Genomic DNA, 14222 nt, shown 5'->3' on the forward strand with positions numbered 1-14222 from the left:
CGGGGCCTTGAGATAAAAGCCCCGGCATTCTTTACGAAATTCCCTCTTATTGAACGGCTTCTTTCAGGCCCTTGCCGGCCCGGAATTTTGGCTGCTTGGATGCCGGAATCTTTATGACATCCCCTGTACGCGGGTTGCGCCCTTCTGTCGCTGCGCGCCGGGATATGGAGAACGTACCAAACCCCACAAGCCGCACCTCGTCACCTTTCTTGAGGGATGAGGTGATTGTGGAGAATATACCGTCAATAGCACGCCCCGCATCATTCTTGCTCAACCCGCTTGTCTCGGCAACGGCAGCAATCAATTCACTTTTGTTCACGTGAAGCTCCCTTCTGTCATGACAAAAACAGAACTGGCAGAATCTGCGGAAGAACCGGACCTGCACAATAGAAATCAGATCATCAGCGCTGCATTCCGTCAACGTCATACTGATAGAGGAAGAGTATATTTCTCTCTTTTCATCTCTTACCTAAATTGTGGATTGATATATTTCCAATAGAAATCCATACATCAACAGCATGCAATAACAAAACGGGGTCCAGAAAGGACCCCGTCAGGCGCGTGTTTCAGACAGGTAGGAACACTCAATGAGGTCGAATATCCGTCACATCATCGTCACGGGAACGTGCGATGTCAGCAGCCTTGTTTTCTTCATCCTCTGACCATTCGATCGGCACAGGACGCTCAACCAAGGCATGATCCAAGACTTCATCAACTGTCGCAACAGGAATGATCCGCAGTCCTTTCCTGACATTATCAGGGATTTCAGCCAGATCCTTCTCATTCTCCTGCGGAATCAGAACAGTTTTGATACCGCCCCTCAAAGCCGCCAATAATTTTTCCTTCAGCCCGCCGATTGCCAGAACCCGCCCCCGCAGAGTTATTTCGCCGGTCATCGCGACGTCAGCCCGGATTTTGATGCCCGTTAGCGTCGACACGATGGCTGTCGACATTGCAACCCCGGCAGAAGGCCCGTCTTTAGGTGTCGCCCCTTCGGGAACATGAACGTGGATATCTTTTCGATCAAAAATGGTGGGCTTCAGACCAAACGTCGTTGCCCGTGAGCGGACATAGGATCGAGCCGCTTCTATAGACTCCTTCATGACGTCGCCCAGCTGACCCGTAACGGTAAACTTGCCTTTCCCGGGAACAGTAACCGCCTCAATCGATAAAAGATCGCCACCAACTTCTGTCCAAGCCAAGCCTGTTACAACGCCGACCAAGTCCTCCAGCTCCGCCTCTCCATAGCGGTACTTGCGGACCCCAGCGTATTTCTCCAGGTTTTTTGGGCTAACCGCGACCTTTTTCAGACCACGCAACAAAATTTCCTTGGTTGCTTTGCGGGTCAAGGTTGCCAGTTCTCTTTCCAGATTACGAACGCCGGCTTCCCGCGTGTAATAGCGAACCAAGTCACGAAGAGCCTGATCCGTAATAGACCATTCATCTTTCTTCAGGCCATGGGCTTCCATTTGCTTGGGTATCAAATGGCGCCGACAGATCTCCACTTTCTCATCCTCGGTATACCCGGACAGCCGTATAATTTCCATCCGGTCAAGCAAAGGCTGCGGCAGCCTGAGCGTATTAGCTGTGCACACAAACATCACGTCGGAAAGATCGTAATCCACCTCCAGATAATGATCCTGGAACGTGGTATTCTGCTCGGGATCCAACACTTCCAGCAAGGCAGAGGACGGATCACCGCGCCAATCCTGCCCCAACTTGTCAACCTCATCCAGAAGGAACAGAGGGTTGGATGTCTTGGCCTTCTTCATGCCCTGAATAACCTTGCCCGGCATCGACCCTATGTAGGTGCGACGATGTCCCCGTATTTCGGATTCATCACGCACCCCACCAAGCGAGACACGAACAAAGCTACGATTTGTCGATTTTGCGATGGATTGACCGAGAGACGTCTTCCCGACACCGGGCGGCCCCACCAAGCACAGGATAGGCCCCTTCAGCTTGCGCGTACGCTGCTGAACAGCAAGATACTCCAGAATGCGTTCCTTGACCTTCTCAAGGCCATAGTGATCCGTATCAAGGACTTTACCCGCTGCCTTGACGTCATTGCGCACTTTAGAGGGTTTTTTCCAAGGAATAGAAAGCATCCAGTCGAGATAATTGCGAACAACTGTTGCTTCTGCCGACATGGGGCTCATTGACTTCAGCTTACGCAGCTCGCCCAGAGCTTTTTCCTTGGCTTCCTTGGAAAGCTTGGTCTTGTTTATGCGCTCCTCAAGCTCGGCAACTTCGTCTTTGCCATCCTCACCTTCACCAAGCTCTTTCTGGATCGCCTTCATGCGCTCATTCAGATAATACTCGCGCTGGGTCTTCTCCATCTGCCGCTTGACACGGTTACTGATACGCTTTTCAACCTGCAAAACACCAATCTCGGACTCCATATGCCCCAAGATCCGCTCCAGGCGCTCTGTAATGGTCTGGAGTTCAAGAAGTTCCTGCTTCTCGGAAATTTTCAGGGAAAGGTGAGAGGCTACGGTATCTGCCAGCTTGGCAGAATCCTCAATTTGATTGATCGAGACAAGAACTTCAGGCGGTATTTTCTTGTTGAGCTTTATGTATTGCTCGAAACGGCTGGTTACAGAACGGGCAAGAGCCTCAAGCTCCTGACTGTCACCCTCTTCTTCTTCCAGCAGAACGACCCCTGCTTCATAAAACTCTTCACGCGGACCATAAGCAGAAATACGGGCACGTTGCCCACCTTCCACCAGAACTTTGACCGTCCCGTCAGGCAGTTTCAGCAGCTGCAAAACCGTCGAAAGCGTCCCAACATCATAGATATCCTGCGGAGACGGGTCGTCCTGTGATGCGTTTTTCTGGGCAACAAGCAGGATCTGCTTGTCATCCGTCATAACATCCTCAAGTGCACGGACACTCTTCTCACGACCCACAAACAGTGGGACAATCATGTGTGGGAAGACGACAATATCCCGCAAGGGCAGGACAGGGAAAGTTTGCAATGAGCCCGTCTCCACAATGAACCTCTTCTTTCCAGCAACCGGCCCTCTCAGAGGCACCAAGTCGCTTTTGTGACTTCAAAATCAAGGCAAGAGCCGTGAAAAACAGCCCTGAGCACCAAGTGTAGATGGGATATAAGCAGAAACCAAGCTGCCAGCCACTGTTATTGCGTTAAAAATCGACTCTGACAGCAAAAATATGCTTCCAGGAACGCAGGTAAGGCAGAAGAAGAGCAGCACTCTCACTGTAAAAGGTGCGGCTCGGAAGGCAACAAGGACTTATCTTCGGTAGAAAATTTCGGAAGGAGAATAACCTGCTCACCCGGACGACCCATATTGAACATAACACGCGCCCGCTCCTCTAGAAGATCCGGATCTATCCCTTCTGGCCGGAGTAAGGAGACCCGATTTTCAAGATCGGCCCGCTTTGCCTGCAATGCCTGAAGGGCGGATTCTGCTCGCACTATTTCTTGACGAATTTGCCACCACGAGAACAGGCCACGGTCACCTTGGATGGCATGAAATGCGAAATAGAAGACAGCAGCCATACCCAACAGTGGAGCAATGGCCTTGTTCAGCCTTCGACGTATTTCTTCAACTATGGACATGTCTTACAACAAACACGGCAATCTCATGTGGGTCAATAGTGCCACGCCATACAGCGCAGCAGGCAGTAACATCTCTGCACCGCCTGCTATGCACTAAAGACTAACCCCGCAGAATGCTGCGCCCGGCATAAGCAGCAGAACCGCCCAACAGCTCCTCAATCCGAATAAGCTGATTGTACTTGGCAATACGATCCGACCGGCTCAACGAACCCGTCTTGATCTGCCCGCAATTGGTCGCCACAGCAATATCAGCAATGGTGCTATCTTCTGTTTCACCAGAGCGGTGGGAAAGAATAGAAGTATACCCTGCCCTATGCGCAACCTCTACGGCCTGTAAAGTTTCAGATAGCGTGCCGATCTGGTTGACCTTAACCAGAATAGAGTTGGCAACACCTTCGCTCAAACCACGGGAAAGGCGCTCAGCGTTGGTCACAAAAAGATCATCACCAACAAGTTGAACTTTCTTACCCAGCGCATCCGTAAGAAGTTTCCAGCCCCCCCAGTCATCCTCAGCCAATCCATCCTCAATGGAAAAGATCGGGTAGCGACCACAAAGATCCTCATAATAGCGGACCATCTGACCCGCATCGAGCACCTTGCCTTCACCTTCCATATGATAACGCCCATCACGGAAAAACTCTGTCGAGGCTGCATCAAGCGCCAGAACGATGTCGTCCCCCGGTCTGTAACCGGCCTTCTCGACAGCCTTTACGATGAAACCAAGCGCTTCATCCGCTGATTTCAGACCGGGGGCAAAGCCACCCTCGTCACCTACATTGGTGTTGTGACCTGCGTCGCTCAACTGCTTTTTCAGCGCATGAAAAACTTCTGCACCCATACGTACTGCATCCGCCATACTGTCGGCGGAAACCGGCATAATCATGAATTCCTGAATATCAATTGGATTATCAGCATGTTGACCACCATTAATGATATTCATCATCGGAACCGGAAGGGTCCGGGCGAAAACGCCACCAACATACCGATAAAAAGGCAGACTGACCTCATCAGCCGCAGCCTTGGCAACAGCCAAGGAAACACCAAGAACCGCATTGGCCCCCAGACGAGCCTTGTTTGGCGTGCCATCGAGGTCAACCATGGCTTGGTCAATGTCAATCTGCTCTTCAGCATCCATACCGGCCAAAACTGGAAAAATTTCCTCATTGACCGCGTCAACAGCTTTCAGAACACCCTTGCCCAAATAACGGGCCTTGTCTCCGTCACGCAGTTCAACAGCCTCGTGGGCACCTGTTGACGCCCCAGAAGGAACCGCAGCACGGCCAAAAGCACCACTTTCCAAGATAACATCAACCTCAACGGTCGGATTCCCACGTGAATCAAGGATCTCACGTGCGTGCACGTCGACAATAACGGTCATGGCAGAACAAACTCCTCAGGCAAGGTGTACCGGATGCTGTTTGGCCAAGCGATCAAATGCGGAAAGTTCGCGCAAAAGAGCCGGCATCTGGTGAAGGGGAATCATATTCGGGCCGTCAGAAGGTGCCCTGTCCGGATCTTCATGCGTCTCTATAAACACACCGGCCAGCCCCAAAGACAGGGCAGCACGGGCAATAACAGGAGCAAACTCACGCTGTCCACCAGAAGAAGAACCACGTCCGCCTGGCTGCTGCACGGCATGCGTTGCATCAATAATAACCGGGCACCCCGTATCACGCGCCATAATGGGCAAGCCCCGCATGTCTACAACCAACGTGTTGTAACCAAAGGACGCGCCACGCTCCGTCAAAAGCACAGAGGAATTCCCGGCCTCATCCAGTTTGGAGACAACATTTTTCATATCCCAGGGCGCCAGAAACTGTCCCTTCTTAACATTGACCACACGCCCCGTACCGGCCGCCGCTACCAACAGGTCTGTCTGTCGGCACAAGAAAGCCGGAATCTGCAATACATCAACGACTGAGGCCACCTCCGCACACTGCCACGGCTCATGCACGTCTGTGAGAACCGGGATCGAGAAGAGCCTGCGAACGTCGTCAAAAACAGGAAGAGCTGCCTCCAGACCTGCTCCCCTCTTCCCACTGGAAGATGTCCTGTTGGCTTTATCAAAAGACGTCTTGTAAATCAGCGGGATACCAGCCTCGGCACAGATCTCGACGAGACGACCGGCTGTATCCAGTGCATGAGCACGGCTCTCCATCTGACACGGTCCTGCGACGAGAGCCATCGGCAGATCATTGCCAAGAACAAGACTGCCGATAGAAACATGGCGCGGCGGAGTAACTGGGTTTGACATCAAAACCGTCCTGACAGGGTTAAGCCACACAATCCATCAAACCAAACGGGACTTTGTAACCGCAGCCTGAATAAAGGATGTGAACAGTGGATGCGGATCAAATGGCTTGGATTTCAACTCCGGGTGAAACTGTACGCCAATGAACCACGGATGATCTGAATACTCAACAATTTCCGGCAACAAGCCATCCGGAGAAAGCCCGGAGAAACGCAGGCCAGCCGCTTCAAGCTGCTCACGGTAGTGAACATTCACCTCGTAACGGTGCCGATGGCGCTCAGAAATACGCTCATGCCCATATATAGACCGTACCTTGCTACCCTCTGCCAATAGACACTCATAGCTCCCCAAGCGCATGGTTCCGCCCATGTCATTGGTAGAGGATCTTTTGACAAGCTCTGTGCCGCGCAGCCATTCTGTCATCAACCCAACCAAAGGCTCACTGGTCGGACCGAACTCCGAGGACGACGCATCAGGCAGATTGGCCAGATGGCGTGCGCATTCAATAACGGCCATCTGCATACCGAAACAAATGCCGAAATAAGGAATCTTGTGCTCTCTCGCAAAGCGGGCGGCACGGATCTTGCCCTCAGCTCCGCGTTCTCCAAAGCCACCGGGCACCATAATGCCATCAACGGACTCAAGAAAACGCGCAGCATCCTCTCGTTCGAAAATCTCGGAATCAAACCACTCAAGCTGAACCTTGACATTATTGGCGATACCGCCATGAACCAAAGCCTCGGAAAGAGACTTGTAGCTATCAAGAAGGCTTGTGTATTTGCCAACAATACCAATCGTCACAACCCCTTCGGGCTTTGTAACCCGTCCGACGATGGTGTGCCAACGCCCCAGATCCGGGGAAACATCAGAGGGCAGGCCAAAATGACGGCAAACCTGCGTATCAAGACCCTGTGCGTGATAGTCTATTGGCACCTGATAAATCGTGGGAGCATCAAGGGCCGCAATTACGTTCTTCTCGTTGACATTGCAAAACAGCGCAATCTTCCGACGTTCACTTTCCGGTATAGGCCTATCGGAACGGCACATCAGAATATCAGGCTGGATCCCGACCGATAAAAGCTCCTTGACGGAATGCTGCGTTGGCTTGGTCTTCAGCTCACCAGCCGTCGGAATATAGGGCAGAAGAGTAACATGGATCACCATCGCCCGTTCGCGACCAAGCTCGTTACCCAGCTGGCGAATAGCTTCAAGGAACGGCAGGCTTTCTATGTCACCAACCGTACCCCCAATTTCACACAAGCAGAAGTCCTCATCGGTCAGATCAGACAGAATAAAGGTTTTAATCTGGTCCGTAACATGGGGAATAACCTGAACGGTTCCCCCCAGATAATCGCCCCGACGCTCTTTCTCCAGAACGGTACGATAAATACGACCCGCGGTTACGTTATCGGAACGACGCGATGCGACGCCTGTAAAACGCTCGTAATGACCGAGATCAAGATCAGTTTCCGCACCATCATCGGTGACGTAAACCTCACCGTGCTGGGTCGGACTCATGGTGCCGGGATCAACGTTAAGATAGGGGTCAAGCTTGCGAAGCCGTACCTTGTATCCCCTTGCCTGCAGACTGGCCCCCAGCGCGGCAGAGGCAAGCCCCTTGCCAAGGGAGGAAACTACACCGCCTGTAATAAAAATAAAACGGGTCATGGTCCGCTAACTCTTGCCTTCAAAATAAAAACGACGCAGAAGCCCAGATTGACAAGCACCGGAACAAAGCTTGGATATTGCATACAGCCAACACGCAGAACTGCCACAGACCAGAACAAGGCCAAGGGAATAATGCCCGACAATCCCTGCACAAGCAGGGTGTCTGCCACCCCTGACTTTACTCAGAAAGGGGAACCGAAGGCTCACCCGAACGCTGGCCAGACGGTGCAGAAGCAGGTTGCTCCGGAACATCCAGAATGGAACCAGCCCGGTTCCCACCCGCCAGAACAGCCAGGATCATGCTGGTCGAAAAGAATGCAACAGCCAGAAGGGCTGTAGCGCGGGTCAGAATGTTGCCCGCTGCACGCCCCGAGACAAAGCCCGCATTCCCACCGATGCCAAGAGCACCTCCCTCGGAACGCTGAAGCAAAATGACGCCCACAAGAGCCATGGCAATCAGAAGATGAATAACAAGGACAACCGTAATCATGAGATAGTGCAACCTGTCAAAGGGCTGGTCTGCGACACCCGAATCCAAACTCACATGGACATCAGGGACTTCAACGCACGGCCTGAATCATCAAACGGGCATTTTTAATGCCCTTGATGTCAGGATGCCAGAACAAATTACCATTTATCTGACAGCGGCAGTCACAATGGCCCAGAAATCATCCAGGATAAGACTGGCTCCACCGACAAGGGCACCATCAACATCCCCCAGGCCAAGGATCTCTGCCGCATTGGAAGGCTTCACAGAACCACCATAGAGAATGCGTGTGGCACCAGCATCATCCCCGATTATCTTTGCAAGAAGACGCCGTATCTCTCCATGCACATTCGCAATCTCTTCCATCGTCGGCACTTGACCGGATCCGATGGCCCACACGGGCTCATACGCTATGATCGTGTTGGCATACGTCGCACCTGCTGGGAGTGATTCCTGCACCTGTCGCCCGACAACAGCAAGAGTTTCCCCCCTGTCTCTTTCCGAGCTGTTCTCGCCAACGCATATAATCGCAACCAAGCCAGCAGCTTGGGCTGCCTGAGCCTTGTCCTTGACCTGCGCACTGCTCTCTGCATGTCCCGTACGCCGCTCGGAGTGACCCAGCAGAACATGAGAAGCACCAACATCGCGCAACATCCAAGCCGACAGATCACCGGTAAAGGCACCCTTCTCGGCACGGTGGCAGTCCTGTCCTCCTATGGCAACAGGCGTATCATCAAGGGCACGTACCATGTAGTCCAGCAGGGTTGCCGGGGGAAAGAGCGCAATATCAACAGCAACATTCCCCATGGCATGGCAGCAGGATGCAAGGCCTTCCACCATAAGCTCGGCGTCGGCACGCAGGCCATTCATTTTCCAGTTTCCGGCAACCAAAAGGCGCTTCTGCCCCATGGGTCAGCTCCTTACCTTCTTGTTCATGTCTGTCTACTTGATTTCGCACAACAATGGAGCGAACAAAAGCCCCCCTATCTAACACGTTGAGAGCACCTTTCCAATGAACGAACGCGCCAGAAAATGGATTTGCAAAGAAAATTTCCATGCTGAACATCACGCTCGATCCAGGATGCCGGTTGCCCGTACGCCATGGTATGCTTATCATATGCTTCCCGATGTCACTCTGGACTGAACCAGGAACAAACATGCTTGATGCGCTGCGTAAATCCACCGGCTCTCTGGTGGCGAAAATTCTTTTTGCTGTTCTGATACTCAGCTTTGGCATCTGGGGGATCGGGGATGTTGTCAATTCCAGAGCCAACAACAAGCCTGCCATCACGGTAGGCGCTATAGATATCAGCGGCCTTATGCTCAAGGACCAACTGGCACGCCAGATGGACAGGCTCCGTCAGATCTTTGGTCCCGGTTTTGATGCTGATTCAGCCCGGCAGATTGGCTTGATAGAAAGCACTGTCTCATCGCTTTCAGCCTCTGCCGCTCAGGAAATGCTGGCACGTGATCTTGGCATCGTCGTTTCTGATACCGCCCTTAGAGAAGTCACCATACAACAGCCAGCTTTCCAGAATGCCGAGGGCACATTTGACCGTACACGATTTAACCAAGTTCTTGCCGCCAATAACCTGACAGAACAAGGCTGGCTTGACATAGCCCGCAAGGACTTGGTTCGCGCCCGCCTTGAGGATGCCTTGACCAGCGGCATTGTGACACCGCTCAAAATGGCAGAAGTATTATACCGCATTCGCGAGGAACGCCGCGACGCTCATGTCCTGCAAATCAGTACAGCCGCACAGGACGTGGCAGCTCGGCCGGATGACGGCACTCTGCATGCCTTCTACGAAGAGAATAAAAGTGTGTTTGCAGTGCCAGAGACACGGGATCTTTCTGTTCTCGTCATGAATCCAACCATGCTTGAAAGCAGAATAACGATTAGCGATGAGGATGTTGCCAACTATTACAGTACAAACCAGGATCTCTTCACGACCCCAGAAAGCAGGCCGGTTACGCAGGTCATTGTTGAAACCGAAGATACCGCCAACCATATCTTGGGGCAGGTAAAGGCCGGCTCAAGCCTTGCTGATGCCGCGATCAAAACAGGCTCAGGGAAGCCTTTGGATATGGGGCTCATTACCAAAAATAGCCTACCTGAAGATATTGCAGCCGTCGTCTGGTCCTTGCCCGGAAATGGCGTGTCACAGCCTGTTCAGTCAGCTGTGGGGTGGCATGTCTTTTCTGCTGGACCTCTTGTTCCGGCACAGACAAAACGACTGGAAACTGTGTCAGAAGAGATCAAGGCCCAGCTGAAGCGTGAAAAAGCTGCCGAGGCATTCTATGATATCGCACAGCGCATTGAAGATAGCCTTGCCTCTGGAAAAGACCACAGGGAGATTGCGGATACGTTCGGCATCAAGCTTGTAGCTGCTGATTCAATTGCGGCGGATGGATCGAGCCTCTTGCCAGCCGATCTGGAAGAAGATGTTCTGAAAGAAGCCTTTGCGTTGGCACAGGGCGAAGAAAGCCGCCTTATTCACGTGGATGGCGGCGCTTTCGTTGTGAAGGTCAATGCCGTTCATGCGCAGACAATCCAGCCATTTCAAGATGTACGGGAAAAAGTTGAGGCCTTGTGGAAGAAAAATGCACAAAAGACTGCTGCTGCTGCTATGGCCGAACAACTTGCAGCCGAACTGACATCCGGGAAGGTGCCGAACGACATCATTAACAAGGCACGCGGCATAACGGTCAGCAAAATATCGGGAATTGGCCGGGACGGACGGCAAGTCAACAAGACAGACACCCCCATGCCCCCACAGATTGTGCAGGCCCTCTTTACCCTGCCTACTGGAAAAACTTCTGTGGTCAAGGATGATCAGAATGTCTACGTCTTGCGTATGGACATGATCAAACCGGCAGATCCAAGCAAAGACAGCCACGAGGTAACGACCATGCGGAATAATGTACACTCTGCACTGGTCAACGATGTAACCAGAATCATTACAGATACTCTGCTTGACCGTTATGGCATGCATGTCAATCAAGACGTTATAAACAACCTGTTGCCATAAATCATACGGCATGCTTTAACCGCAGACGTGTGCGGGGCTTACACCAAGGCCCCGCACTGTTCCCTTATAAGGAGTCTTGCGCGCCATGCAAACCAATGTGTCATTCCAGACGTTTGAGTCCTCTTGGAAGGCTGGAAAAGCACAGGTTCTCTGGCGCAGCATATCCGCAGATATGGACAGCCCCCTGTCCGTCTTTATCAAGCTGAAGCAGTCAGATCCCCTCGCCTTTATCATGGAATCCGTCGAAGGTGGAGCTATCAGGGGGCGTTATACCTTTATGGGCCTCAATCCTGATCTTGTGTGGCGCAGTCTGTCTGGCAGTGCCGAAATTAACCGCGCAGCCAGCCTTGACCCCAACTGCTTTACGCATGACGGGAAGTCAATGGAATCACTGCGGCGCCTTATCGAAGAAAGCCACATTGATCTTCCGGACCACCTACCCCCAATGTCAGCCGGTTTGGCGGGCTATATGGGGTATGACATGGTCCGGCTGGCTGAAAAGCTTTCCAATCCGAACCCCGATACCATTGGCATACCGGATAGCCTTTTTATCAGGCCAACGATCATGGCTGTTCTGGACAACGCGCGTGATATCCTGACAATCATAACGCCTGTCAGGCCAGATCGTGCGATGTCTGCGGAACATGCGTTTGAAGCAGCCTTGGGCCGTATCAATGAAGCCATTGCACGTTTGCAAAAGCCCGCCACGGAAACCACCGCAGCTTGGAAAGAAGATTTGCCGGCCAATAACAGATCCCTTGCTCCAAGCTCGAACACAACGCGCGAACAATTCAGGGGCATGGTGGAACGGGCAAAGGAGTATATTGCAAGTGGCGACGTCTTTCAGGTTGTTCTGTCGCAACGCTTCCGCATCCCGCTCAAGGCATCACCTCTCTCTTTTTACAGAGCCCTGCGCCGCACGAACCCATCCCCGTTTCTGTTCTTTTTTGACCAAGGTGAATTCTCGCTGGTTGGATCCAGCCCTGAGATACTCGTCCGCCTCCATGACAAGACTGTAACGGTTCGTCCTTTGGCAGGGACACGAAAGCGCGGCGCAACGCCAGAAGAAGACAAGCTGCTGGAAGAAGACCTTCTTGCGGATACAAAGGAAATATCAGAACATCTGATGCTTCTGGATCTTGGGCGGAACGATGTCGGGCGCGTTGCACGCCCCGGAACCGTTCGCGTGACCCAAAAAATGTCTGTCGAACGCTATTCGCACGTTATGCATATCGTTTCCAATGTCGAAGGACAGATTGCAGACAACCATGATGCCGTTGCTGCACTGATGGCTGGTTTCCCCGCCGGAACAGTATCAGGAGCCCCGAAAGTCAGGGCCATGGAAATTATTGATGAACTGGAAAGTGAGAAACGCAGCTTCTATGCGGGTGCTTTTTGCTATATCTCGGCAAATGGGCAGCTTGATACCTGTATTACACTACGGACCGGTCTGATCAAGGACGGTGAATTGATTATACAGGCTGGTGCTGGCATTGTCGCTGATAGCAACCCTGACAGCGAATATGAAGAGTGCATCAACAAGGCGATGGCGCTCGTGCGCTCTGCACAGACAGCGGAAGAGTCTCTGTCCAGAGCAGAAGAGCAAGCCTGTATCTGACTGGAATACCTAGTCTGCCCGAATATCGAATCCTGCTTGCTCTACAGCTTGTTGCACAGCGGAAAGCTGTAGAGCCTCTTGGGCCTCAAAAGTTACTTCTTGGCGCGACAGATCAACGCGAGCCGAGTTCACACCGGGAATGCTCATAACGGCTTTTTCTACAGTACGGGCACAGCCAGTGCACGTCACACCGGAAATCTTTATTGTAAGCTTAACCATTACCTGCTCTCTTTGGTTTGATTAAATCAGCGGCCGGGGTTCCGTAGCGCATGTCAATCAGCATCGACACAGGAACCAAGTCGATACCCTTGCCGGAAAGAGTTGGCAACCAGCGACGCAGGGCCCCTATGGTGGCGTCGCGCGGGTGACCAATGGCTATGGCGTATCCACGCCTCTTGGCCAAAGCCTCTGTCAGTGCCAATTGTTTCTCGACATAACCCGGCCTGTTCTCATGATCGAGAAAAATGTCGCGATCAATGGTACGCACACCCGCCTCCTCTGCAACGCGACCACCGACACTTTGCCCACTGGTGCGTGAATCCAGGAAGAACAGCCTTCGCTGCTTCAGGGCAGTCATCACAACTTTCAGACCGGCTTCATCCTCTGTAAATTTGCTTCCCTGATGATTATTGATACCAACATAGTTTTCCATACGGTCCAACATGTTGTGTACCCGGCTTGCAATCTCTTCTTTCCCCATGCGAACAAGCAACGCATCTGGACCAGGAGATACCTTTCCCTTCGGCTCCATCGGCATATGCATCATCAACTCATGTCCAGCAGCGGCAGCAGAACGCGCCTGACGCTTCAGGTCACGCGCAAACGTAAGAAAAGATGTCGTCAACGGTCCCGGTAAATCAATAACACGCCGACTTCGAACCTGGTCAACGCCCATATCATCAATGACAATAGCAACAAAAACAGTGGAATGTGGTGATCTAGGATGTGAAGAGGCAGGAGGCAAGGACGCGATTTTTACTTCAGGCTTCTGTGTTTGTGGTAACGCTGCCTTCTCCTTGGCAGAGTCAGACACAGGCAACAACGGGGCAACCGCACTCTCTGCCGACGTACTTGGCGATGGCTTTGAAGGCGCTTCGCGTGGGGCAGAGCGCCACTGATCCGAGTACGCCTCTGGTTCTGCCAAGGGCGAAACACCTTGCAAAGGGACATCGGCACGTTCTGGAAACAACGGATCCCGGCCACGGGTTATGTTATCTGCCATGACTCCAATGGGATCAATGCCCTGAGCAGCTAAAAATACAGGCGAACCAGAACGGTAAATATGCCCGATCACCAAGCCGATGACGACAGCCAGAACCAGTACAACAGCGACCATGCCACCAAATATCGCAGGACGCTGAGAAATTCTCTCAAAAAAACGAAAGAAGGATAAAAGCCCTCCCAAGCTACCTGCCCCTTTCCGGACACTTCGCCTTTCCTTTCGTCCTCGTACGGTTTTGCGGGAAGACGAAACCTTGGAGCGCGTCGGTCCGGTACGCGAAAGGCGCTGTTTTGGCAAGGTCCTGATCCTGTTTTGTCTTTACTCTATTATGAAAGGGGGCAGTATACGTGCCAAGGATTCA

The 14222-nt window shown here is 52.4% G+C and carries 12 protein-coding genes; 2 read left to right on the plus strand and 10 right to left on the minus strand.

Translation table 11 applies throughout. The features are described 5' to 3' along the window. Window positions 1–46: 46 nt before the first annotated feature. The 8 genes from HEQ61_RS01920 to tpiA form a co-directional block, all read right to left on the minus strand. Complete coding sequence (locus tag HEQ61_RS01920; protein ID WP_066136840.1) at window positions 47–319, minus strand: HU family DNA-binding protein; 273 nt, start codon at window positions 317–319, stop codon at window positions 47–49. A gap of 265 nt (window positions 320–584) precedes the next feature. Further along, window positions 585–2927, minus strand: a complete 2343-nt coding sequence (lon, locus tag HEQ61_RS01925; RefSeq protein ID WP_245183077.1) for an endopeptidase La — start codon at window positions 2925–2927, stop codon at window positions 585–587. A 290-nt stretch (window positions 2928–3217) separates the two neighbouring features. After that, window positions 3218–3583, minus strand: coding sequence for an FtsB family cell division protein (locus HEQ61_RS01930; RefSeq protein ID WP_168018961.1), 366 nt, complete (start codon window positions 3581–3583; stop codon window positions 3218–3220). A 100-nt stretch (window positions 3584–3683) separates the two neighbouring features. Further along, the gene (gene eno / locus HEQ61_RS01935; protein ID WP_168018963.1) at window positions 3684–4961 is read right to left on the minus strand and encodes a phosphopyruvate hydratase; all 1278 of its coding nucleotides are present in this window, start codon (window positions 4959–4961) and stop codon (window positions 3684–3686) included. A gap of 15 nt (window positions 4962–4976) precedes the next feature. Next, window positions 4977–5837 carry a 3-deoxy-8-phosphooctulonate synthase gene (gene kdsA / locus HEQ61_RS01940; RefSeq protein WP_168018968.1) on the minus strand — a complete coding sequence of 287 codons (861 nt, stop codon included), beginning with the start codon at window positions 5835–5837 and terminating at the stop codon, window positions 4977–4979. Between the two features lie 36 nt (window positions 5838–5873). Continuing rightward, complete coding sequence (locus HEQ61_RS01945) at window positions 5874–7502, minus strand: CTP synthase (protein WP_168018969.1); 1629 nt, start codon at window positions 7500–7502, stop codon at window positions 5874–5876. Window positions 7503–7680: 178 nt separating this feature from the next. Beyond that, window positions 7681–8046: a preprotein translocase subunit SecG gene (gene secG, locus HEQ61_RS01950; protein WP_322099166.1), complete on the minus strand. Its 366-nt coding sequence runs from the start codon at window positions 8044–8046 to the stop codon at window positions 7681–7683. Window positions 8047–8136: 90 nt separating this feature from the next. Beyond that, window positions 8137–8898 carry a triose-phosphate isomerase gene (gene tpiA, locus HEQ61_RS01955; protein ID WP_168018971.1) on the minus strand — a complete coding sequence of 254 codons (762 nt, stop codon included), beginning with the start codon at window positions 8896–8898 and terminating at the stop codon, window positions 8137–8139. A gap of 248 nt (window positions 8899–9146) precedes the next feature. Between tpiA and HEQ61_RS01960 the strand changes: the two genes are divergently transcribed. Next, complete coding sequence (locus HEQ61_RS01960; protein WP_168018973.1) at window positions 9147–11021, plus strand: peptidyl-prolyl cis-trans isomerase; 1875 nt, start codon at window positions 9147–9149, stop codon at window positions 11019–11021. Between the two features lie 85 nt (window positions 11022–11106). Continuing rightward, the gene (gene trpE / locus HEQ61_RS01965) at window positions 11107–12639 is read left to right on the plus strand and encodes an anthranilate synthase component I (RefSeq protein WP_168018975.1); all 1533 of its coding nucleotides are present in this window, start codon (window positions 11107–11109) and stop codon (window positions 12637–12639) included. A 9-nt stretch (window positions 12640–12648) separates the two neighbouring features. On the opposite strand, the gene HEQ61_RS01970 is transcribed toward trpE, so the two are convergent. Both HEQ61_RS01970 and HEQ61_RS01975 read right to left on the minus strand, forming a co-directional pair. Then, window positions 12649–12858 (minus strand): heavy-metal-associated domain-containing protein, encoded by a 210-nt coding sequence (locus tag HEQ61_RS01970; protein ID WP_168018977.1) that lies wholly within the window; start codon window positions 12856–12858, stop codon window positions 12649–12651. Beyond that, complete coding sequence (locus HEQ61_RS01975; RefSeq protein ID WP_168018979.1) at window positions 12851–13975, minus strand: divergent polysaccharide deacetylase family protein; 1125 nt, start codon at window positions 13973–13975, stop codon at window positions 12851–12853. Before HEQ61_RS01975 ends, HEQ61_RS01970 begins: the two co-directional genes overlap by 8 nt. Window positions 13976–14222 lie beyond the last annotated feature (247 nt).

Origin of the sequence: Haematospirillum sp. H4485, assembly GCF_012102745.1 — a bacterium.
In the GTDB taxonomy this organism is placed as follows: Bacteria; Pseudomonadota; Alphaproteobacteria; order Rhodospirillales; family Rhodospirillaceae; genus Haematospirillum.